Source organism: Mesorhizobium sp. M0166 (assembly GCF_040322255.1).
In the GTDB taxonomy this organism is placed as follows: domain Bacteria; phylum Pseudomonadota; class Alphaproteobacteria; order Rhizobiales; family Rhizobiaceae; genus Mesorhizobium.
Map to the genome: position 1 here is coordinate 113400 of NZ_JAMYTD010000011.1, position 21059 is coordinate 134458.

The following is a 21059-nucleotide window of genomic DNA, read 5'->3' on the forward strand; positions in this document are numbered from 1 at the left end:
TGATAACCTGCCACATAAGCAGCCGCTTGACAAAGTGCGTGATGAACAAAGGTTTCGATGCACCGATTATGCGGGCTCCCACCATTGGTGGAAGATCCCGCATCGTGGCCGCAAACAACGAGGGACCCGACATCCCGCCACGACGCATTCCCGATTCAGGGCTCGGCGATCACGCCACCGGATTTCACAATCAAGACAAGGCTGCATTAGCTTTTGTTAATTTTTTCCGCACTCGCTGAATTGTGGAAAAGCGCAACCGTGTGATAACGTAGGGGCAGGTCGGCCTCAGGGCCGGTGACTGGGGGATCGGTGTGATCGACGTCGCACTCTGGCTTGCTCCGCTCGACGGTGAAAATCCGTCCGGAGAGGATTTGCGTAACGATCCGGCGTTTCACGAACTCGAGCGCCTGACGGAGCCCCAGGTCAAGGTTGTCCATGACGGCAACAACAGGCCGGTCTCGCAAAGCACCATTCCAGTCGACTGGCCAGCAGTGCTCACCAAGGCCGAGGAATTGCGCGCGCGTGGTCGCGACCTGCGCCTGATTGTCATTGTCACACGCGCACTGGCCAACGAGCAGGGACTGGCCGGCTTGGCGCAGGGTCTGGCGCTTATTGGGCGGACATTCGACCAGCATTGGGAAACCATGCACCCGGCGCTGCGGCCCAACACGTCGCCTCGCGAGGCCGCGTTGCGCCGCATCAACGCGCTGCTCGACCTTCAAAATGGTCAGGACGGCATGCTGGCCAACCTGCGGCAAATGACTTTCTTTGCGCCACGCTCAATCGGGCCGATCAGCGGACGCGACCTGGAACACGCTGCACTCGACGACCGCGTCATGCTGCAAGAAGCAGCGTCAGGATTGAATGCGGCCGAAAAGGCAGCGCTTGTCAGTGCGCACGGACAACTGTTGAACCGGGTTCGTGCCGGGTGCGCGGCACAGGCGGATCAAGCTAATGAGGAAATGCAGTCGCTCATCGCCGATGCGCGCGCGGCGGTCGCGGCACTCGAAGCCGTCGAGACAGCCCTCAACGCTCGCCTTGAAGGCAGCGGCGGGACCACCATTCCGGAATTAAAACGGTTCCTGCAGCGTTTGCTGACAACCCTCGAGCGCAACTCGGCTGCCGGCGCGATGGCGAATGGCTCGGCAAAGCCGCCCCCTTCGCCTGCAGAACCGGCAATGCCTGCTCGAAACGGTCATGGAGCCGATACTATGGCAAGTGTGGCTAGTTACGCGGACTCGAGCGCTGGACTCCCCGACCGGATCACTTCCCGCGACGACGTGGTGAAATGCCTGGACCTCGTCGTCGCCTTCTATGACCGCACCGAACCGTCGAGCCCGATTCCCCACCTCGCCCGCCGTGTGCGCCGGATGGTGCATATGGATTTTGTTGAACTGATGGAAGACCTCGCCCCGTCGGGACTGAAGGAGTTCCGGCTTCTTGCCGGCGTTCCCGATGTCAAGAAGACGGCTCAGAAGGATGAAAGGTAGCAAGCAATGCCAGCCGAAAGCAAAGCCAAGGTCATCGAACGAAATCGCGCGCCGCGGGTGCAGATCGCCTACGACGTGGAAACCTATGGCAGTCCAACGACAATCGAGCTGCCGTTTGTCATGGCTGTCATGGCCGATCTTTCGGGGGCTTCGCAGACGAAGGAAGCGGCGAAGTCAGTGCTGGACCGCTCCTTTGTCGAGACCGATGCGAACCGGTTTCCGCGTTTCATGGAGGCACTTGGACCACGCGTGAAAGCCCGCGTGAAGAATACGCTGCCTCAGGCCGAAGGCGCCGAGCGGGACGAGGAGCTGGCGCTCGACCTTACCTTTACCAAGATGGGCGATTTCGCGCCGGACAAGATTGCCGAGCAGGTGCCCCAATTGGCCGAAATCCTCAAGATGCGCCGCCAGCTCGAGGAACTTCTCGGCTTCATGGACGGGCGCGTCGACGCCGAAAAGCGCATCGCGCAACTGCTGAACAATGAACCGCTGCTTGGCAAGATCGCCAGCCAGGCGCTGGCGGACGACAAGGCAGGGGAATGACCATGGCCGAACAGCAAAAAACCGCCGCCGTCGCCGAGGCGGAAACCATCGATCTTGGAGAATTCAGCGGGCTACTCGAGAAGGATTTCAAGGTCAAGAAGGACGACAGCGAAAAGCTGCAGCAATTGGTGCGCAATCTCGCACTTGCAGCGCAATCGCGTTCCGACACCACGACCATCTCGTCGAATGCGATCAAGTCGATCAAGTCGCTGATTGCCGGAATCGACAAGATGCTTTCCGAACAGGTCAACGAGATCCTGCACGCGCCGGAAGTGCGCGAAATGGAGGGCACATGGCGTGGCCTGTGGTATCTCGTCAACAATACCGAGACGGATCAGAAGCTGAAGATCCGGGTGATGAACATCTCCAAGGAGCAGCTGGCCGACACGCTTGAGGATTATGAGGGCCAGATGTGGGATCAGAGCCCTATCTTCAAGAAAGTCTACACGGACGAATATTCGATGCTTGGCGGCGAGCCGATCGGCTGTGTGATCGGTGCCTACGAATTCTCCAACCACCCGCGCGACGTCGGTCTGCTGCGCAACATCTCCGGCATCTGCGCCTCAGCGCACACGCCCTTTATCGCAGCTGCCTCGCCTCGCCTGTTCCGCATGGATAGCTGGCAGGAATTGCCGAACCCGCAGGACCTGCAGCAGATCGTCTCCAACCCCGCCTATGCCTCCTGGCAGTCGCTGCGCGAGAGCGAGGATGCACGCTACATCGGCCTGACCATGCCTCGCGTTCTGGCGCGGCTGCCGTATGGCACCGATACGGTTCCGGTGAAGGGCTTCACCTTCGAGGAGGAGGTGCATGGCGACCACAACAAATATGTCTGGATGAACGCCGCCTTCCCGATGGGCGTGAACATAAACCGCAGCCACAAGCTCTATGGCTGGGGTACGCAGATCCGCGGCGTCGAAAATGGCGGCACGGTCCTCAACCTGCCAGTGCACAGCTTCCCGACCGATGATGGCTCGATAGCGATGAAATGTCCGACGGAGGTCGCCATCGACGATCGGCGCGAGGCGGAGCTGGCCAAGCTCGGCCTGATGCCCATCCTGCACCGAAAGAACACCGATCTCGCCGCCTTTATTGGCGCCCATTCGCTCCAGGACGACGAGACAAGGGCGGGACGGCTGGTTGACCCCGATGCGCAGGCCAACGAGCGGCTGAGCGCCAACCTGCCCTACCTTTTCCCGGTCTCGCGCTTTGCCCACTACCTCAAGGCGATCGCGCGCGACAAGGTCGGTTCGTTCAAGGAGCGCTCCGACATGCAGATCTGGCTGACCGAATGGATCAACCGGTATGTGCTGGCCAACCCGGCCTTTGCCGACGACAAGGCGCGCGCCAAGCGCCCGCTCGCCGCCGCCGAGGTTCAGGTGGACAGCGTGGAGGGACGCCCCGGCTACTACAATGCCCGCTTCTATCTGCGCCCGCATTATCAGCTGGAAGGTATCAATGCCTCGCTCCGGCTGGTTTCGGAACTTCCGTCCGTAAAGACTTGATTTGTAGCAACAACATCTTGGTTTTTGAAAGCGGTGGAGAAAGACAATGCCCACAAATACGAAGATTGATGGCTTTCTAAAGGTTCCGGATATCAAGGGTCCAAGCACCCGTGATGGCCATGAGGACGAAATCGAAATCCATGGCGTCGATTACAAGATGATCGCACCCTATGATCCAAATTCGCTCTCGCGCCGCGGTCGTGTGTCCTTGGGTATGATCAAGTTCACCAAGCATTATGACAAGTCCTCGCCCTACCTGAAAAAGGCGCTGTTCGAAAACAAGGCCCTGGACGAAGTCGTGTTTTCGGCACGGCGGACCATTGATGGCGAGACCAAGGATTACCTAGTCGTCACACTCACCGACGCCTCGATCATGGAATACGACATGTCGCAGGCCGAGGATGAGGAGGACCTGATCGAGGAAGAGGTCAGCTTTGCCTACAAGAAAATAAAGTTCGTCTACGACGACAACGACGAAATCGAAATGGATGTCTATGTCGGCAAGTGAGGCCCGGCGGCCCGGCGCGGACAAGTCGCTGGGTAGCGGCAGCTCGCGAGCAAAGCGCGAAGCGGTCCAGCCCTCTCTGTGGGACCGCTTGGTAAACGATCTGCCGGGTATGACCTCCGAGATAGACGGTTTGCGCCAGGCACTGCAGGACGAGCTTGGCGCGGAGCGGCTGGACAATCTGGTTGCGGCCAGTGCGCGGCTCATCGATGCCGACGCGGAGTTGACGGCCGACCAGAAGCGGCGTCTGCACCGCCTGGCCTTTCAGAGCCAGCACCGCGCTGAAATCGAAAGCCGCGGCGTAGTGGTGTCGGCTCGTGTGCTCAAGGAAGCCGTGCGGCGCGACGTCGAGGCTTTGTTCAACACCGAGCGCTTCGAGGCCGTTCCGCTTCTTACCGACCTTGAAAGCGAACAGGCCGCGGACAACCCGCCGTCGCTGGCCGATTTTCCGGAGGTGCGTCGCAGCGTCGTCAATTACGGAGTGCCTTCCTTCTCGGGCCGTTCTTCCCGCGACTTTGATCGCGAGGCCCTTGCGCGCGAGATCCGCTCGGTGCTTGCCACCTTCGAGCCGCGTCTCAAGGACAGTGCAACAAAGGTTACGGTAACCCTTGGCGACAAGACCGTGGGCCTGAAGATCGAGATAGATGCGGTGTTGATCATGACGCCGACGCCCGAACGCATGCGCCTGCGCACCACGATCAATCTCGATAACGGCTTGGCTCGGACCGAATTTAGGGAAACCTGAGATGGACCGGGTCTTCGTAGAATATTACGAGGAGGAACTGACCCATATCCGCGCGCTCGCGGCAGAATTTGCCGACATGCATCCGGCGGTGGCGCGCAACCTTTCACTCGATACGGTCCCCTGTCCGGACCCTTACGTCGAGCGGCTGCTTGACGGCGTTGCTTTCTTGGCCGCGCGGACCCGGCTCAAGGTCGATGCGGAACGCTCGCGTTTCTCGCGCGCCGTCCTTGATGTTCTCTATCCCGATCTTGTCACGCCGGCGCCGGCAACGGCCATGGTGGTGTTCAAACCCGGCCAGCAGGTCCAGACAATGATTGGGGGCCATGTCGTCAAGCGCAAAACGCGTCTGGTTTCCAGCCTCCTGCCAGGCCTGTCGACGCGTTGCACGTTCACCACCGCCCAGGACATCACGCTGTGGCCGATTGCCATCACCTCGGTCGGCTATTTTCAGGATCGCAGCGCCTTGGCTGCCGCCGGCATCGCTCGGATCGGCGGTGTGAATGGCGAGGCGGCGCTTCGCATCACACTGGCTCGTACCGGAAAAGGCAAGCTCGACGAACTGTCGCTGGACCGGCTTGATCTCTACTTTTCCGCGCGCACCAAGGCACCACTGCTTTTCGACGCGATTTTCGGCGCCTGCTCGGCCCTTGGTGCACGGCCGGAAGGCAAAGCCAACCCGATCTCGCCGTTGCCGGTACCTGAAATGGTCGGCATCAACGATGACGAGGCGCTGATGCCTCGTACACGTCCGACCTTCGAAGGGTACCGTCTTCTGCGCGAATATTTCATGATGCCGGAGCGTTTTCATTACGCTCGGGTTTCGGGATTGCAGCCCATCGTGCGCACGTGCACAGCCGAACTCGAGATCATCTTCATCTTCAGACGTCCGGTCCCTGAACTTGCTGATGTGACGGCGGCCGATTTTGAACTTTTCGCAACGCCGATCATCAATCTGTTCGAACGTGAGTGCAACGTCGTCGAGCTCGATCCGCGCAAGACGCGGCAGGTGCTGCATGCCGACCGCACGCGAGCGCGGGACTTCGAAATCTATCGGGTTGTCCGCGTCGAGGACGCCGACAGCGAGGGGAGCGACGCCGCAATCCCGGAGCTCTTCAGCCTGGGACAGAACCGCGGCAGCGGTTGGGTTTATTCCACCGAACGGCGCCCACGCCGCCCGACGGAGGAGGAACGGCGCGACGGCCTCACCCGCACTTCATACACCGGCGATGACGTTTTCCTGGCGATTTCACGTCCGGCGGAAAGTCCAGCGAACCGGCCGCTGAAGCGCGTCGACATCGTGGCGCTCTGCACCAACCGCGATCTGCCGATTCTTGACGACAACCCTACCTTGACTCTGGAAGCCGGCGATCCGGTCGAAACGATCCGGCTTCTCGGCGCATTGCGCCCGCCTCGCCCAGCCATCCCCGCAGCGCTGCCGGCGGGCGCGGCGGGTGAATCGCGAGCCGACAATCTCGCCTGGCGGCTTGTAGCGCAGCTCGCGCTCAACTTTCTAAGCCTTGCAAAGGAAGGTCGCGGCGTCGATCCGCTGCATGCGCTGCTTGAGCTTTACGCCGACAGGGGAGACCCGAGCCTCGCCCGCAATGTGCACTCGATCGTGCGCATCGACTCCCGGTCGGTCATCGAACGGCTGCAGATCGATGGGCCGATGTGCTTCGGACGAGGCACCGAGGTGACATTGCATGTCGATCAATCAGTTCTGGCGGGGCAGAGCACCTTGCTGCTTTCGGCCTTGCTGGCACGGCTGTTTGCCCGTCATGCCGGAATAAACGGCTTTGTGCGAACCCGCACATGGCTGCTGCAAAAGCAGGAGGATGTGCCATGGCCGATGACGCCCGGCAATCGCTACCTGATCTAGACAAGCCTGGCCCGTCAGAAGAGCTGTCGGATGCATTCGACTTCTTCGAGTTGTTGCGGCGACTCGAACGAAGAGGCGGGCTGTTCGGCTATTCCGGCCCGCCGGAGCGCGAGCCCTCGCGGCTCGGGCAGCATGTCCGTCTCAGGTTTTCCGCCAAGGACTTGGCAGAATTCCGCGAAGCGACTGACAAAGCGCCCGCTCGGGTCACGGTCGCAAACATTGGTCTAATGGGACCTGAAGGTCCGATGCCCCTGCATTTGACGCGCTGGGTGCTCGATCGCCTGTCGCAACGCTGGTTCACCGGCGCCGATGCGCAGCAGACCAGCGACACGACGTTCATGGACTTCGTCAACATTCTTCAGAACCGCATGATTGCGCTGTATTACAGGGCGTGGGCGGATGCGCATCCGGCGGTTCAGGTCGAGCGCCCGGTAGGTGGGCGCGTTCGCGCCATGCTTGAAGCCATGGCGGGAATGGGGCTTCCCGGCACCCACAACCCCGAACTGGACGCAGTGAAGCTGCGCCAGGCCGCTTCGCTTGCCAATCAGGTTGACGGCCCCGAGCGACTGACGCTGTTCCTGGCTGAGGCGTTCAAGGTGCCGGTCCAGATCAGGGAGTTCATCGCTGCCTGGATGACCATACCAGCCGCGCTCCAGACCCGACTTGGCAAAGCCTACGCAGGGCTCGGTCGGGGAGCTACGATCGGTCCGCGCGTCTTCAACCGTCAAAGCAGGATCGAGCTCCGCATCGGCCCGCTGGGCTATGAGGAGTTCAAGGCGTTCCTGCCGGGCGGTCAACGCCTCAAATTGTTCAAGCAAGCCGTTAGCGACATGGTCGGCGAATCGCTCGACGTCGATCTGCGCATCGTGCTGGCGCGCGATGCCGTTCCGCCGCCGCGTATTGGAACCGTACAACTCGCCCGGACCGCGTGGCTTGCGCGGCCCGCTGAAAGGGGCGATGCTGACGACATGCGGCTGCGGACATTAGTCGGCTGGCGGCAGGAAGGGGCGGAGGTCGCGGCATGAGTCTGCTGCTGACGCTGGAGCAAGGGCCACGCACCCAAGCGGTACGGCAGACCCGGCTTGACGAGGGGGAACTGGTGATCGGCCGCAGCGTGGACGCCGGCTGGCAGATCGACGATCCCGATATGTTCGTTTCACGCGCCCATTGCAGGATCACTGGTGGGCGCGACGGATATTTCGTCACCGATACGTCGAGCAGCGGATTGTTCATAGACGACTCCGACAGCCCGCTCGGCGCAGGCAAGTCGACGCGTCTTCGCAATGGCATGCGGCTGAAACTGGGCGATTACATCGTGCATGTCGATCTGCAGACGTCGAGTGCCCAAGCCACAGCAGCAGCCGCCGCGCCAGTTCCGGAGCGCTCACCGCCGGCGTCTCGGGCGCCGGTCAGCATCGGCCGTGACGATTTCTTTTCAGCCGCCGTGGAAGAGGAGCCGCAGCGGCCACGTCCAGCCGAGCTGCCGAACCCGTTCGAGCAGCCGATCCCGGGAGCGTTCGAGCGCGCCAATTCCAGACAGCGCAGCTCGCCTGCTTTCGACGACCCGTTCAGCCTCGATCCGGTCGCAACACCGGTGTCCAAAGGCACCGCAGACTATCCAGAACCAGCCAGCGCACCCAAGCAGACAGACCCATTTGGCCTCGAGTCGGGAGCGTTCCCCAACGGCTCAACGGAGCCCGCGACGGCAAAGCTGCCGGAATTCAATGACGACTTCGGTTTTGGTCCAGCCGCGGCGCCCAACCCGGGAAGCGGCGCCGGCTCAACCGGGCAGCGCGAGCGCGACGCCCAGCCACTGCAAGCGGCCAATTCCTGGGACCTGCCCGTGCGAGCGGCAGATGCCCCTCCCCCAATGCGGGCAGGCGCAGCCGCCAGCCCCGCCAGCCAGCCGCCTGCGAGGCAGCACGCCGACATGGCGCTTCGCACCGCATTCCTGCGCGGTATGGGTGTCGCGGAAGCCGATTTTCCCGGGCGCGACGCCGTCGCCGAGATGGAGAAGTTCGGCCGCGAATATCGGCTTATGATGGAAGGATTGATGCAGCTGCTGCGCAAGCGCGCCGAAGAAAAAGGAAATGCCCGCGTTGCCCAGACAATGGTCGGAGCCTCCGAAGTCAATCCACTCAAGTTTCTGCCGACGGTCGACGACGCAATCGTGACGCTTATTGCCGAACGCAGCCCCGGGTTTCTCGCCGGCGAAGCGGCAATCGCGGATGCGGTTCGCGACCTTGCACAACATCACGTGCGGGCCTGGCGCGGCGTGCAGGCCGCCTTGCGGCGGATGGTCGACCGTTTTGAGCCGGCTGCCATTGAAGAAGAGCTGAAATCGAGTTCCGCGATCGGCACCCTGTTGTCGGGCGGGCGCGGCGCCAAGCTGTGGGAGCTTTACCAGAAACGCCATCGTGAAATCGCCGAGAGCGCAGAAAAGAGCTTTCTCGGCGAAATCGGCGCCGATTTTCGGGATGCATATGAGGAGGAGTAAGACATGATCGATCGACGCGAATTTATCGTTGCCTTGGGTGCGACCGGGCTGCTTACGGCCTGTCAAAGCGCCGGGCCGCCAAAACCGTCGGTCATCACCGTGAAGCTGACAGGAGCGGCCGGCATGAACCCTGGACCAGGCGGCGGCGACCGGCCAGTGACAGTGCTGGTCATGCGGCTGCGCAGCACCGGTAAGTTCAACTCCGCCGACTACTTTGCCTTGCAGGGGGATGCCGGCTCGGCACTGGCAGGCGATCTCATCGGATCCGACCAGATTGCTGTCGGGCCTGGAAAAACCGCGACCAAGACCATTACAGTTGAACCGGATGCGACGGCCCTGGGCTTCGTTGCACTTATCCGTGAGCCTGGCGGGCGAAACTGGCGGACCACCAAATCGGTTTCGCCCGGATCAAACTTTACGGTCAATGTCACACTCGGCAGCGGCGGCATTTCCGCCTGACGGCCAAGGCAAGGGGAGCTCGATGCAGAGAGTAGCCGGATGAGCGATGCAAACAGGGTGCTGTGGTCCGAGGGCCTTTTTCTGCGGACCCAGCATTTCCAGCAGCAGGATCGTTTCTTTGAGGCGACTGTGCGCGGCGCGTTGCAGGCCGGCCAGCTGCATACGTTCGGCTTTCAGCAATTGACCCTGGATAAGGCATTGCTCGATGCCGGCCAGATCTCGATCCTGTCTGCACGAGGCATTTTCCCGGACGGAACCCCCTTCTCCATTCCGGATCTGATGGACGCGCCGCGTCCGCTGCCGGTCACCCCGGATACGGGCGCCGGCCCGGTGCTGGTCGCCTTGCCGCTCGAGCCGGCCGGCGGGGTTGGCTTCGATCCGGCGCATGCGCCGCCCAGCGGTGCGCGCTATCATGGACGGATCGTTTCGGTGCGCGATGCCGTCCAGGGCGGTTCAGACCCCGAAGAAATCGAAATCGCTCGGCCGCAATCGCTGTTGCTTGCACCCGGCAAATCGGTCGGCGGCTATACCGCCCTGCCGATAGCTGACGTCAAGGGGGTTCGTGCCGATGGCGGCGTTTCGCTGGACGAGACGTTCCTGCCACCGGCCCTAGTGACTGGTGCAGTGGCCTGGTATCGGCAACTGCTTCTGGAAGTTGTCACAGGCCTCGACCAGATCGCCGAGGCGCATGGCAAGATGGTCATGGGCGGGCCAGGGCGCAGCGTCGAAGACCTGTTGATGCTCAACCTCGCCAACGCGGCGCGTCCGCGACTGGCCCATATGCTGGCGCAGGATGTTTTCCATCCGGCCGAACTTTACCTGGAACTGGCCGGGCTTGCCGGCTCGATGGCGACCTACGGCTCGAGCGCGCGGCGACTGGGCGAGCTGCCGGCTTACGATCACATGGCGCCCGGCCCGCCGTTTTCGGCGCTGGCGGATGCATTGCGCTCACTGATCCTGAGCCTGCGCTACATCGAGCCGAAATCGCGCGCACTACCCGTCATGCGCCATTCGACCAATGTTTGGAAAATCCGCATCGACAATCCGAAGCTGCTGGTGGCCAGCCGGATCGTCATCCGGGTCGGTTCGGAACTGTCGGAGGACGCGCTACGCAAGATATTCGTCAACCAGGCGACCGTAGGCTCGGCGGATGAGTTCGAGGGCCTGTGGAAGTCCCGCCTGCCCGGCATCCCGCTGAAACCGCTTCATTCGCAGCCGCGCGAGATTCCTTACGACGGCGATCGGCTGTGCCTTGAGCTCGACCAGAAAAGCGAGCACTGGGCATCGCTGCTCGGTGCCCCAGGCTTCGTTATTGGCGTTTCGGGTGTACTGCCGAGTGAACCGCAGGTGGACTGCTATTCGGTGAACAGGTGAAACCATGAGCCGGGATGATCCTTTCGGACTTTCGGAGGATCGCGAACGCACTCGCATCAGGCTGACCGGCACGCCGATGCCGCGACCGATGGCGGCATCCTTGCCGGGCGGGCCGGTTAAACGCTCGCGCACCCACCCGAACGGCCTTGTCAACGCCTTCGCGCCCCTGCTCGAGTTTGCGCCTGAGCTTGAAAGCGCGCTGCCACCGGAGAATCCGGAAGTGTTGCGTACCCGGCTGCTCGAAGAACTGGTTCGGGCACGCGACACCGCAATGGCGGCGGGGTCGTCGATGGAGCGGGCCGATCAGGCAGCCTGGGTGGTGGCGGCCTTGCTCGACGATCTGGCCCTGAACACGCCCTGGGGCGGGGCCAGCGCATGGCCGCGTCAGCCGCTTGTGGTCATGTTGCGCGGCGATGTCGACGCCGGCACGCAGTTCTTCACACGGCTCGACGAACTGGAACGCCATCCGAACCGAGACCGCGAATTGCTGGAACTTCAGTATGACTGCCTGGCACTCGGTTTTCGCGGCAAGTATCGCGTGCCCGGCCGGTCGGGCGATCGCTCCCTCAATGCCGTTCGTGTAGCCGCGGCACGTTTCCTGCGCGATGCCGACGCCGAAAATGGACCGCTGTCGCCGAACTGGAAAGGGGTCATCGCATCCGACGAGCCGCAGCGCTTCATCGTTCCGATCTGGGTGATGGCCTTGGCGGCGGCGGTCATCGCCACCGCGACCTATGTCGGGCTCTCGATGGGACTAAGCACCCAGGCGGTGGAGCTTTCAGCGCTGGTCCGCGCATTGCCGCCGCCGACCCGTGGCGACATAAGCCGCGTATCGCCAACCGTCGATGTCCCGCCGCCGGAGACTGTGGATTTCGCGCTGCTGCCCGAATTTGAGGCCGGCGCGCCGGGCAATCTCAGATCGGCTCTGAGCGGCACAGAGAGCGTTTCGCTGGCCAAGCTGGTCATCCAGGCCTCCAATCCCGAACTGTTCCAGTCCTCGCGGCCAACACTGACGGAAGGATTCGAGCCGCTGATCGGCTCGATCGCCAAGGTGATCTTGGCCAATCGGGACCTGATCGGCAACATCACCGTGGTCGGACATACGGACGGCGTTCCTCTGCAAAGAACCAATCCGCTGTCGACCAACCAGCGACTGTCAGAGGCTCGCGCCCAGACCATTGCCGACATGCTGGTGCAAAACGGAGTGCCGCAGGAACGCGTCCATGCCGAGGGCCGGGCAGCCACGGATCCAGTGGCCGATGACGGCACGCGCGAGGGCCGGGCCCTGAACCGGCGCGTTGAGGTGCTGGTCGAAAAGAGGCTGTGAGATGTTCATCCTGCGCTTCCTCTGGGCGGTCCTGACATCACGCTGGCTGTGGACACTGATTGGCATCACGCTGCTTTCCTTTGTGATCTGGGTATTCGGGCCGATCGTCAGGGTCGGCCCCTACGACCCTTTCGCCTCCGACAATGTGCGTATCGTCATCATCGCGCTGCTGGTCATCTTCTGGCTGATCTGGCTGATCGCTGCCCAGCGTCGGGCGATCCGTGCCAACCGTATGTTCGTCGCCGAAATCGCCGCGCCGGCGGTAGAGAAGCCACTCAGCCCCGGCGAAGAGAATATCGCTGCCGTCGGAGCCAAGTTCGGCGAGGTCATGGCCGAGTTGAAGCGCCGCAAACTGGGCGGTCGCAAGTTCCTGCGCGAGATGCCCTGGTACGTGATCGTCGGACCGCCGGTCACCGGCAAGACCACAGCCTTGCGGCAGTCGGGGTTGAATTTTCCGATCGACCTGACCGACGACCTGCAAGGGGTCGGCGGCACGCGCAATTGCGACTGGTTCTTTTCGGAGAGCGCCGTTCTGATCGACACTGCAGGCCGCTATGTCCAACAGGAGAGCCAACCCGACGTCGACGCGGTGGAGTGGCTGGGCTTCCTCGACCTTTTGAAGAAGCACCGGGGCCGTCGCGCGCTCAACGGTGTGATCGTCGCGCTTTCGATCGATGTGCTTTCGGAGGGCGACGACGCCATCAAGGCGCATGGCCGCAAGATCCGCCGTCGGCTGGCCGAGCTCAACGACCGCCTTGAAATCCGACTTCCGGTCTATTTGATGCTGACCAAAGCCGACCTGATCAAGGGATTCGAGGCTTTCTTCGGCGGTTTGTCGACCGCTGCGCGCGAGCAGGTCTGGGGGACTACGTTCGCACTCGACGCGCATATCGATGCAAAGACCATCGAGCGGGAAATCGCGACATTAGCAACCGAGCTCGAGCGGCGGCTGGTGCCCCGGCTGGAGGATGAAGATAAGCTTGCTGCCCGCGCAGAAATCTTCAGGTTTCCCGCCCAACTCGCCAGCCTGTCCGAGCCGATCCAGGTACTGATCGAGGCGATGTTCGGGGAAAGCCGGTATGAGGAGGCCGCCTGGCTGCGTGGCCTTTATCTGACGTCGGCGACCCAGGAAGGGGCGCCGATCGATCGGCTGACCGCGGCGCTGTCTGCCTCCTTTGGCCTTCCGCCGCGCCGGGCGTTGGCCGCGCCGCGTGTCGAAAAACGCAGCTTCTTCCTGAAGAACCTGCTTACAGAAGTCATCTTCAAGGAAGCCGGCCTAGGCACCTTCGATCCGCTGGCGCAACGCCGCCGTGCCTGGATCTGGCGTGGCGCGGCCGCCGCATGTGCCGCAGCCGCCCTGCTAGTCAGCGGACTGTTCACCTGGTCCTATTACGACAACCGCAACGCGATCACGGCCCAGGCAAGCCAGTTCGAGGCGCTGCAGACGCCACTGACCTCGGCCGCGGCGAACCCGGCATCCGTAGAACAGCCTGCGATCGATGGCGCCCTCAGTGCGATGGATGAAGTCGCAAATGCCCGCACCCCGCCGCCTGCCGCGGCACAGGATTTGCTGGGGCCATCAGCCTCGGCGGAACTGGTCCGGGCACAGACCGACACTTACGACCATGCTTTGCGCAACGTTCTCGAGCCGCACATGGTGTCGCTGCTCGAGGCGACGATGTGGCGGCAGATCCGCGACCCAGACTTCATGCTTGGCGCGCTGAAGACCTATCGCATGATGACTGGCCTTTCTCAGATGGATCCGGACTTCGCCCAGAGCTGGTGGGTCAAGAGTCTGCCCGAATTCGCCGCGGCTGCCCCCTTTCCGACAGCTGACGCCGAACAGCACCAGCTTGCCGCGATCCGTCGCATGGCGGTTGACGCCAGTTATATCGCTCCGGACCAGGCGCTGGTTGCGGAGGCACTGAAAACCGTCTGCACGATTTCTTTGCCGGCGCGTGCCTATAAGCAATTGCTGGCCGACCCGGCGGTGACTGCGCTCAAGGAATGGATTCCTGCCAACTTCGCCGGCCCCAACGGCGCCAAGGTCTTTGCGCGGCGTTCCGACAAGACGCTTAGGGTCGGCATTTCGGGAGCGTTTACCTATGCCGGCTTCCATGACGCCATTCTCGACCGGGTCGAGGATGTCGCCGCCCAGGCAGCACTCGACCGGGCGGTGTTCGCCGGCGGCTGCTCGGAAAATTCGGAAACCTCGGTGTCAGCGCTATCAGAGGATATTCTTAAGCTTTATTACGACGACTACATCGCGCAATGGGACAGCTTCCTGCGCGATATGAGGCTTGCGCCATTGACCGATCTCAACGTCGCCAGTGAGAACCTCAAAGATCTTTCAAGTGCCGACTCCGCGCTGAAGCGCCTGGTCACCGCGGTGGTCCAGGAGACCGAGCTTACGCGGTCCGATGAAGCGCCGGCAAACGACAAGGCAGCGGCGGCAGGAGGCTCGAAACTGCTTGGCAAGTTGGGCAAGCTTGGCAAGATCGTAAAAACCGGAGCAAAGCTTTTGCCACGTGCCGGCTCCGCTGACGAGGTGGATCTTACCGGTAGTCTGGTGGCCGAGCATTTCAAGCCGCTCAAGGGTGCCATTGCCGAGGTCGACGGCCAGCCGCCGGCGCTCGACGCCGCCATTGTCGCGCTTACCGCACTGTCCAACGTGCTGCAGACGGTGACGGCCAATCCCGATCCTCAGGACGCCATCAAGAAGCAGGGCGGCCTCGCCGAACTGACTGGAGCGGTTGCCAGGCAGGCGCAGATCCTGCCCGACCCGATCGATGATTGGTTGGGCGGTATTGCCGGCGATACTAGCGGCCTGACACAGAAGGCGGTCACCTCGGAGCTCAACGCCATCTGGCGCGCCGACATCCTGCCGTTCTGCCAGGCAGCACTCAACAACCGCTATCCTTTCAGCCCTGACAGCGCCGTAGACGTCAATGTCCGCGACTTCGCCCGTCTGTTCGGACCGGCAGGGCTGATCGACACCTTCATCAACGACCATCTGATCAGCTATGTCGACACGTCGGCGCAGCCATGGAAATGGCGTGCCGATTTCGGCCTCGACCCGTCGGCACTGGCCGCGTTCGAACAGGCAAGACGGATCCGCGATGATCTCTTTCCGGGCGGTACAGGCCCGCTGATGAGCTTCACACTCGAGCCGAAGGATTTGTCGCCCAATGTCGCGCGCGTGACACTTAATCTCGATGGCCAGAACCTCGTCTACTATAACAACGCAACGAGGCCGCAGCCGATGACCTGGCCCGGCAAGGACGGCACGGGCGTCATCTCGCTTGCCTTCCAGCCGATCGATGGCTCGCCCGAGATCTTGCTCAACGAGACCGGCAGCTGGGCGTGGCTGAGAATGTTGCGCAGCGGTCGCTTCACCGGCACCTCGTTGTCGGACGTCTACAGCCTGCGCCTGGGCACCAAAGGCATGTACGCCGATTTCCAACTCAAGGCCGCAAGTGTCGAGAACCCCTACAATCTTCAGATGTTCAAGAAGTTCTCATGTCCGCCGCAGATATGATCCTGCCGGGCTTTTACGGCAAAATGCCCGCCACCGGCGATTTCGTGGCGCGGCGACTACCGGGAGGGTTTGTCCGCAACTGGGATCGCTGGCTGGCGCAGCATCTCGTGCCGCTGATCAGCTCGGAAACCTGGCCGCGCACCACCGTGCTACGCTTTCTGGCCGGCCCGGCTTCGTTCGGCGCATCGGCAGGGATCATTTTGCAGAGCGCCGACAGGGTCGGCAGGCAATTCCCTTTGAGCGTTGTTGCGCAGCTTCCTGAAGTTCCCGTTGAGTTGGCTCGCGCCGACGCGTGGTTTTCCAGGATCGAAGAAGCAGCTATAGCCGCCCAGCACGGTCAGCTGACGCCGGACGAACTAGATGCCGCGCTGGCCGGACTGCCCCTGCCGCCTGTCGAGCCGGGCGACGATCTCATCAGCGATATGGTGATGTGGACAGCGTGTTCGGACATTTTCGACATTGATCCGCTTTCACCGCAAGCGACTCTGGAGCAAATCTTCGCGGCAAGCTGGGAGACCAGCTGATGCAGATCTGGAACCAGATGGGCTATCCGCACCAATTCACCATGGGCATGGACAAGGCCGGCCATGAGTGGATCGTCGTGGTGGTGAAGGGCACGTTCGACTTTCCCGCGACGACTGGCGGGCCGGTCCAAAAATCGGCGGAACAGGTTCCGCTGGTCATGGCCGACACGCACACCGGTGCGCCAGGCTATTCGGCGATCCGATGGGAAACGGATTTCGCCTTCCGCAAGACGCGCTGTGATGTGATCGCCAACGGCTTTGCATACGCGCCGGGGGGGCGCCCAGCCGAACGTGTACCGGTCGGCATCAAGGTCGGCAATTGGTCAAAATTGTTCGAAGTCGTCGGCCACCGCGAGTGGCGCGCTATCGGACCGGTGTTTACCTCTACCGCCCCGCAGCCATTCCTGAAACTGCCGATATCATATGACGTCGCCTGGGGCGGCGTCGACAGGCTGGACCCGCAGGACCAACTTCCGGCCAGCTACAAGTACAATCCGGTCGGAACCGGCTGGTCGCGGACTAAAAATCAGCGTCTCATTCCCGGCCTACGGCTGCCCAATACGCAAGCTGTCGGCGAAGAAATCCGCTCGCCGTTCGGCGACTACAAGCCGATGAGTTTTGGTCCGATGGGACGCGGCTGGCCCGGACGGATCGAATATGGCGGCACGTATGACGACAATTGGACTACGAACATTTTTCCATTCTTGCCGCCGGACTTTGACGAGCGCTATTTCCAGATGGCGCCACCGGACCAGCAGATCGACCACCCGAAAGGCGGCGAGGAAGTCGCGCTGATCAATCTGACGCCGGAAGGACGGGTGAGCTTTCGCCTGCCGCAGACTACACTGCCGATGACGCTATTCAAAGGTCGAGAAAAGTCTTTCGACGCAAGTATCCTTCCAGACACTGTGCTCTTTGATCCCGAGAACAGACGCTTCTCGCTGGTCTGGCGCGTGTCGCAGCGGATTGTTCGCACGATTCTCGATTTCACCGAATGCTGGGTCGGTCCGCCGACTGAATCCATGCTGCGGGCTCGGGCCAGTGGTCGCTCCTTTATCCGGGCTAACGGTATCGTTCAGGATGAGGAGGAGGAGGACGCATGAAGGGTGCGTTCGACATTGTCTCGATAGGTATGGTCACCGCTGTCGGTCTCGACGCGCCGTCGGCCTGCGCCGCGATGCGTGCGCGGCTCGACGGCTTTCGTGAGACGCGATTCCAAGGCCCAGCCGGGACGTGGCTGATCGGGGCACCGGTTCCTCTGCCGCGCAACTGGGTTGGTGAAAAACGCATCGCGCATCTTGCCGCGGGCGCCATTTGCGAAGCTTTCGAAACCGTCCCAGAGGCGCGCGGCCAGACAGCACTCGTCCTGTGCTTGTCCGAAAAGGACCGGCCCGGCCGGGCGACCGCCGACAGCTCGCGTCTTTTGCGCCGCATCGCTGAGATTGTCGAGATAACACCTCACGCGCGCTCCCGCGTCGTCGAGCACGGTCGCCCCTCGGGGCACGTTGCGCTCGACCACGCGCGCAAGCTGATCGTCTCAGGCGAGGCACCTTATGTCATGATCGCCGGCGTGGACAGCTACCTGACGGCGCCAGCGGTCGCCCACTATCTTGGCGAGGGACGGCTGCTAACAGAGCAAAACCCGAACGGGTTCCTTCCCGGCGAAGCAGCAGCGGCAGTGCTGTGCGGGCGTTCGGGGGACGGCAAGCTGCGTTGTCTCGGACTCGGCCTTTCGCGCGAAAATGCGTCGATTTACAACCTCAATGATCTGCCGCTGCGCGGAGACGGGATGACGGCCGCATATCGTGCAGCCTTCGAAGAGACGGGCATTGAGATGAACCGGCTCGGCTATCGCATTGCCGACCTGATTGGCGAGCAATACTGGTTCAAGCAGAGCGCGCTGGCGAGTCTGCGCCTGCTGCGCGGCAGGCACGAATTCCAAGATATTTGGTCGCCCGGAGAATCCCTCGGCAACGTCGGCGCCGCGGTGGTGCCGCTCATGGTCGGCATGGCATTCACGGCGGCAGTCAAAGGCTACGCCCCCGGTAATCCCGTGTTGGTGGAAGCTTCGAACGACGTCGGTGCATGTGGCGCCGCAGTACTGTCTGGAATGGCAGCGTAATGACCGTGTTCGCAAATGGTCTCGAGATCGCCTGCAAAGCGCAAGCAAACAAAGTCATCGCCGCGTTTCCGGATGTTTGCTTCACTCCACCGGAGAATCCAGCAACACCGCCAGGTGTGCCGGTGCCCTATCCATCTTTCGGTTTTGATTCCGACACCGACAGCGGCACGGGAACGGTGAAGATCGGTGGGCAGACCATTACCCAGAAGAATAAGTCGTACTACACCAAAACCAGCGGCACCGAAGCGGGCTGTGCGGCGAAGAAGGGTGTCGTAACGTCGGTAAACACCGGTAAGGAATACGCCGTCGCATGGTCGGGCAACGTGAAGGCGGACGGCGAGCCAGTAAGTCGCATGACCGACCTGTCCACCAACAACCATGCGTCGCCGAACGCCAACACGCCTCCCTGGCCGAAAATCGGCGCGCTGGAGATAAACAACCAGAACTGCGTTGCACTGCTGCAGTCAATCGGGCTCAATATCCACAAGCACGGACACAAGGGCGATCACTGCAACTCGGACAACAAGCAGTCTGACCACGTTCTTCAAAACAGGTGCTTCGTGTCGAGTGGCCGAACTGGCAAATCGGCAAACTGGCCTAACTACACGGAATATTCCGCCCCCTGCGTCTGTTTGAATGATGGGACTACGCCGACCACGGAGCATGGCCGCAAGTCGCAGAAGCAGAAGGTCTACGCGGCGCGATGGCAGAGCGGTGGCAAGACCACCGTCAAATATGCGACCGTTAAGAAGAACAACATGGACGCTATGAAGAGCGCCTGCAGTCGCCTGAAAGCCAATCCGACAGCGCTGGAATGCCTCGAGGAAATCATGGATATTTACTTCATGTACGCAGCCGGGGTCAGTACCAAAGCCGATTTGAATGCCGTCGATTGTGCGGTTCCGGGCTAAGGAGGACGAGATGCCCAACAGCAGCGTGACAACGACTGTAATAAGGGTCGACTTCGTTTCGGACGAGCTTCTGCACGTCCTCGTCTGCAGTAATGACATTCGCGAAAACTACGTCTCCGAGCTTCGTCGCATAGATCGCACAAACCGGAGGGCGTCGGACATATTGCTGCACCGCAAAGAGTGGCTGACGAACTTCTATTCCCCGGATTCCCAAACCAGCTATGTGTCGCGTTGGGACAACACGATTTATTTGGTGCGTGGCAGCGCAACAGATGCGGTGAAGCGGCCCTGCGAGGCTATCACACGGATGATCGGTGCGCCTGACGGGCGGGTATTCGCAACATGTTACGAGGGACTTGTCCAAATGCTTGAGGCCGACGCCTGGAGATCGCTGGACATGAAGCGCAACGTGGACCTTTTCCATGTGGTGGCGGACGGGCCGAACGCGTTTTTTGTGTGCGGAGCGGAGGCCACGTTGGCCCGATGGCAGGACGGTCACTGGAGCTTCATCGACTTGCCCACCAGCGCCGACTTCTTTGCCCTGGCCGTCTGCGCAGATGGTGACATTGTGGTATGCGGTGATCACGTATTATTCAAAGGCCGCGCAGAAGAGTGGGTAAGCATCGACACTCCGGACGCGACTTTCCATCATGCTCTTCGGGTAGGCGAAAAGGTCTATCTTTCCGGCGGCGAAAAAGGCCTATTTTATCTTGAGCATGGAGAGGTCAGGCCCTTCGACACTGATGTCTACGCCTACCATTGCGATGCTCGCGGCGAATCGATCGTGTGCTGCGGCGCGAATGTGGTCCATGTATTCCATCAAGGGCAAAAACACGAAATAGCCTTCGACGATCTCTTTTGAACTACTTGAGCGCTTTTCCATTCTGCTGGATGAACCGACGAACGGATTCGATGTCGAGGTCGGAGATGAGCAGGGTCGTTCGGGTGGACTTCAAAATCTGCACAACAAATAATTCACCCGGTTCCGGGTACTCAGCATAGCGTTCAACGGCCATCCTGCGCCCGGCGTCTCCCGCCACACGTAGCCCATCGAGATGGGCTTCCAACCGTTCCACGAGCCGTGCGAGGCGCTCCTCGTCCATGTCTGGGTTTTCGCCAGGATGCAGCAGGTTGTAGTCGTAGATCGTCCACAAAAAAGCCGCCATCTCGGCGTGCTGGCGTACGATCTCGGGCAGAACGGGAGCGGCCATCAGTTCAAGTTGACCGAGCCGCCGCGGATACGATTGGTGGCGCTGGCGTGGCTCGTCACATAGGTGCCGCGGATAGTAATGTGGCCGTCCTTCTCCATGATGATGGAAGCCTTGCCGCAGCGAAGCTCGATTCTCTCGTTGCCGGTGATCCGCACCCGCTCCCCGTCGCGGAGGATTTGCGGTGCCGAAGCCCGGGGTGCCGGCTCGACTATTCGTCCCACAATAAGCGGCCGACCAGGATCGCCGTCCTGAAACAGCAGCGCCACTTCGGCGCCAATCATATCCGACGTCAGCTCAGCAAGGCTTCTCGCTGGAACGGCAGCTTCCTGGGGATTGCCTGGAAAGACCACGAGGGGTGAACTCTCTCCAAAGCCCAAAAAGATGCCAATAACAACTCCTTCAATGCGCTCTGTTGTAATCCTCATCGCACAC

At 61.6% G+C, this 21059-nt stretch carries 20 protein-coding genes; 18 read left to right on the forward strand and 2 right to left on the reverse strand.

The window, feature by feature from the left end:
* Positions 1-41: 41 nt before the first annotated feature.
* From NKJ46_RS15090 to NKJ46_RS15175, 18 genes are all read left to right on the forward strand, one after another.
* Complete coding sequence (locus NKJ46_RS15090; protein ID WP_352665765.1) at positions 42-239, forward strand: hypothetical protein; 198 nt, start codon at positions 42-44, stop codon at positions 237-239.
* 72 nt (positions 240-311) lie between these two features.
* A complete protein-coding gene (gene tssA, locus NKJ46_RS15095; RefSeq protein WP_352665766.1) occupies positions 312-1490 on the forward strand; it encodes a type VI secretion system protein TssA in 1179 nt (392 codons plus the stop codon).
* Positions 1491-1496: 6 nt separating this feature from the next.
* Entirely contained in the window at positions 1497-2033 is a 537-nt protein-coding gene (gene tssB, locus NKJ46_RS15100) for a type VI secretion system contractile sheath small subunit (protein WP_352665767.1), read from the forward strand.
* Positions 2034-2035: 2 nt separating this feature from the next.
* Positions 2036-3538, forward strand: coding sequence for a type VI secretion system contractile sheath large subunit (tssC, locus tag NKJ46_RS15105; protein WP_352665768.1), 1503 nt, complete (start codon positions 2036-2038; stop codon positions 3536-3538).
* Positions 3539-3584: 46 nt separating this feature from the next.
* A complete protein-coding gene (locus NKJ46_RS15110) occupies positions 3585-4046 on the forward strand; it encodes an Hcp family type VI secretion system effector (RefSeq protein WP_023678576.1) in 462 nt (153 codons plus the stop codon).
* Entirely contained in the window at positions 4033-4788 is a 756-nt protein-coding gene (gene tssE, locus NKJ46_RS15115) for a type VI secretion system baseplate subunit TssE (RefSeq protein ID WP_352665769.1), read from the forward strand. The genes NKJ46_RS15110 and tssE overlap by 14 nt, the downstream gene beginning before the upstream one ends.
* Position 4789: 1 nt before the next feature.
* Entirely contained in the window at positions 4790-6664 is a 1875-nt protein-coding gene (gene tssF, locus NKJ46_RS15120; RefSeq protein ID WP_352665770.1) for a type VI secretion system baseplate subunit TssF, read from the forward strand.
* Complete coding sequence (gene tssG, locus NKJ46_RS15125) at positions 6628-7689, forward strand: type VI secretion system baseplate subunit TssG (RefSeq protein ID WP_352665771.1); 1062 nt, start codon at positions 6628-6630, stop codon at positions 7687-7689. The genes tssF and tssG overlap by 37 nt, the downstream gene beginning before the upstream one ends.
* Complete coding sequence (tagH, locus tag NKJ46_RS15130; protein WP_352665772.1) at positions 7686-9161, forward strand: type VI secretion system-associated FHA domain protein TagH; 1476 nt, start codon at positions 7686-7688, stop codon at positions 9159-9161. The genes tssG and tagH overlap by 4 nt, the downstream gene beginning before the upstream one ends.
* A 3-nt stretch (positions 9162-9164) precedes the next feature.
* On the forward strand, positions 9165-9620 hold the full coding sequence (gene tssJ / locus NKJ46_RS15135) for a type VI secretion system lipoprotein TssJ (protein ID WP_352665773.1): 456 nt from the start codon (positions 9165-9167) through the stop codon (positions 9618-9620).
* A 39-nt stretch (positions 9621-9659) separates the two neighbouring features.
* Complete coding sequence (gene tssK / locus NKJ46_RS15140; protein WP_352665774.1) at positions 9660-10994, forward strand: type VI secretion system baseplate subunit TssK; 1335 nt, start codon at positions 9660-9662, stop codon at positions 10992-10994.
* A 4-nt stretch (positions 10995-10998) separates the two neighbouring features.
* Positions 10999-12321 carry a type IVB secretion system protein IcmH/DotU gene (gene icmH / locus NKJ46_RS15145; protein WP_352665775.1) on the forward strand — a complete coding sequence of 441 codons (1323 nt, stop codon included), beginning with the start codon at positions 10999-11001 and terminating at the stop codon, positions 12319-12321.
* Position 12322: 1 nt separating this feature from the next.
* Positions 12323-15859, forward strand: a complete 3537-nt coding sequence (gene tssM, locus NKJ46_RS15150; RefSeq protein WP_352665776.1) for a type VI secretion system membrane subunit TssM — start codon at positions 12323-12325, stop codon at positions 15857-15859.
* Positions 15856-16383: a type VI secretion system-associated protein TagF gene (gene tagF / locus NKJ46_RS15155; protein WP_352665777.1), complete on the forward strand. Its 528-nt coding sequence runs from the start codon at positions 15856-15858 to the stop codon at positions 16381-16383. The genes tssM and tagF overlap by 4 nt, the downstream gene beginning before the upstream one ends.
* Positions 16383-17486, forward strand: coding sequence for a DUF2169 family type VI secretion system accessory protein (locus tag NKJ46_RS15160; protein WP_352665778.1), 1104 nt, complete (start codon positions 16383-16385; stop codon positions 17484-17486). The genes tagF and NKJ46_RS15160 overlap by 1 nt, the downstream gene beginning before the upstream one ends.
* Entirely contained in the window at positions 17483-18505 is a 1023-nt protein-coding gene (locus tag NKJ46_RS15165) for a 3-oxoacyl-ACP synthase (RefSeq protein WP_352665779.1), read from the forward strand. The genes NKJ46_RS15160 and NKJ46_RS15165 overlap by 4 nt, the downstream gene beginning before the upstream one ends.
* Complete coding sequence (locus NKJ46_RS15170; protein WP_352665780.1) at positions 18505-19416, forward strand: PAAR-like domain-containing protein; 912 nt, start codon at positions 18505-18507, stop codon at positions 19414-19416. Before NKJ46_RS15165 ends, NKJ46_RS15170 begins: the two co-directional genes overlap by 1 nt.
* A 10-nt stretch (positions 19417-19426) precedes the next feature.
* The gene (locus NKJ46_RS15175; protein WP_352665781.1) at positions 19427-20278 is read left to right on the forward strand and encodes a Kelch repeat-containing protein; all 852 of its coding nucleotides are present in this window, start codon (positions 19427-19429) and stop codon (positions 20276-20278) included.
* 1 nt (position 20279) lies between these two features.
* Here the strand turns inward: NKJ46_RS15175 and NKJ46_RS15180 are convergent, their stop codons facing one another.
* Together NKJ46_RS15180 and NKJ46_RS15185 are read right to left on the reverse strand one after the other, a co-directional pair.
* Positions 20280-20627 (reverse strand): hypothetical protein, encoded by a 348-nt coding sequence (locus NKJ46_RS15180; protein ID WP_502903403.1) that lies wholly within the window; start codon positions 20625-20627, stop codon positions 20280-20282.
* The gene (locus tag NKJ46_RS15185; RefSeq protein ID WP_352665782.1) at positions 20627-21052 is read right to left on the reverse strand and encodes a DUF6484 domain-containing protein; all 426 of its coding nucleotides are present in this window, start codon (positions 21050-21052) and stop codon (positions 20627-20629) included. The genes NKJ46_RS15180 and NKJ46_RS15185 overlap by 1 nt, the downstream gene beginning before the upstream one ends.
* Between the last annotated feature and the right edge of the window lie 7 nt (positions 21053-21059).

Bases quoted from the DNA above. Each gene is read 5' to 3' on its own strand.
- NKJ46_RS15090 (WP_352665765.1), top strand. From the start codon at position 42: ATGAACAAAGGTTTCGATGCACCGATTATGCGGGCTCCCACCATTGGT.
- tssB (WP_352665767.1), top strand. From the start codon at position 1,497: ATGCCAGCCGAAAGCAAAGCCAAGGTCATCGAACGAAATCGCGCGCCG.
- tssC (WP_352665768.1), top strand. From the start codon at position 2,036: ATGGCCGAACAGCAAAAAACCGCCGCCGTCGCCGAGGCGGAAACCATC.
- NKJ46_RS15110 (WP_023678576.1), top strand. From the start codon at position 3,585: ATGCCCACAAATACGAAGATTGATGGCTTTCTAAAGGTTCCGGATATC.
- tssE (WP_352665769.1), top strand. From the start codon at position 4,033: ATGTCGGCAAGTGAGGCCCGGCGGCCCGGCGCGGACAAGTCGCTGGGT.
- tssF (WP_352665770.1), top strand. From the start codon at position 4,790: ATGGACCGGGTCTTCGTAGAATATTACGAGGAGGAACTGACCCATATC.
- tssG (WP_352665771.1), top strand. From the start codon at position 6,628: ATGGCCGATGACGCCCGGCAATCGCTACCTGATCTAGACAAGCCTGGC.
- tagH (WP_352665772.1), top strand. From the start codon at position 7,686: ATGAGTCTGCTGCTGACGCTGGAGCAAGGGCCACGCACCCAAGCGGTA.
- tssJ (WP_352665773.1), top strand. From the start codon at position 9,165: ATGATCGATCGACGCGAATTTATCGTTGCCTTGGGTGCGACCGGGCTG.
- tssK (WP_352665774.1), top strand. From the start codon at position 9,660: ATGAGCGATGCAAACAGGGTGCTGTGGTCCGAGGGCCTTTTTCTGCGG.
- icmH (WP_352665775.1), top strand. From the start codon at position 10,999: ATGAGCCGGGATGATCCTTTCGGACTTTCGGAGGATCGCGAACGCACT.
- tssM (WP_352665776.1), top strand. From the start codon at position 12,323: ATGTTCATCCTGCGCTTCCTCTGGGCGGTCCTGACATCACGCTGGCTG.
- tagF (WP_352665777.1), top strand. From the start codon at position 15,856: ATGATCCTGCCGGGCTTTTACGGCAAAATGCCCGCCACCGGCGATTTC.
- NKJ46_RS15160 (WP_352665778.1), top strand. From the start codon at position 16,383: ATGCAGATCTGGAACCAGATGGGCTATCCGCACCAATTCACCATGGGC.
- NKJ46_RS15165 (WP_352665779.1), top strand. From the start codon at position 17,483: ATGAAGGGTGCGTTCGACATTGTCTCGATAGGTATGGTCACCGCTGTC.
- NKJ46_RS15170 (WP_352665780.1), top strand. From the start codon at position 18,505: ATGACCGTGTTCGCAAATGGTCTCGAGATCGCCTGCAAAGCGCAAGCA.
- NKJ46_RS15175 (WP_352665781.1), top strand. From the start codon at position 19,427: ATGCCCAACAGCAGCGTGACAACGACTGTAATAAGGGTCGACTTCGTT.
- NKJ46_RS15180 (WP_502903403.1), bottom strand. From the start codon at position 20,627: ATGGCCGCTCCCGTTCTGCCCGAGATCGTACGCCAGCACGCCGAGATG.
- NKJ46_RS15185 (WP_352665782.1), bottom strand. From the start codon at position 21,052: ATGAGGATTACAACAGAGCGCATTGAAGGAGTTGTTATTGGCATCTTT.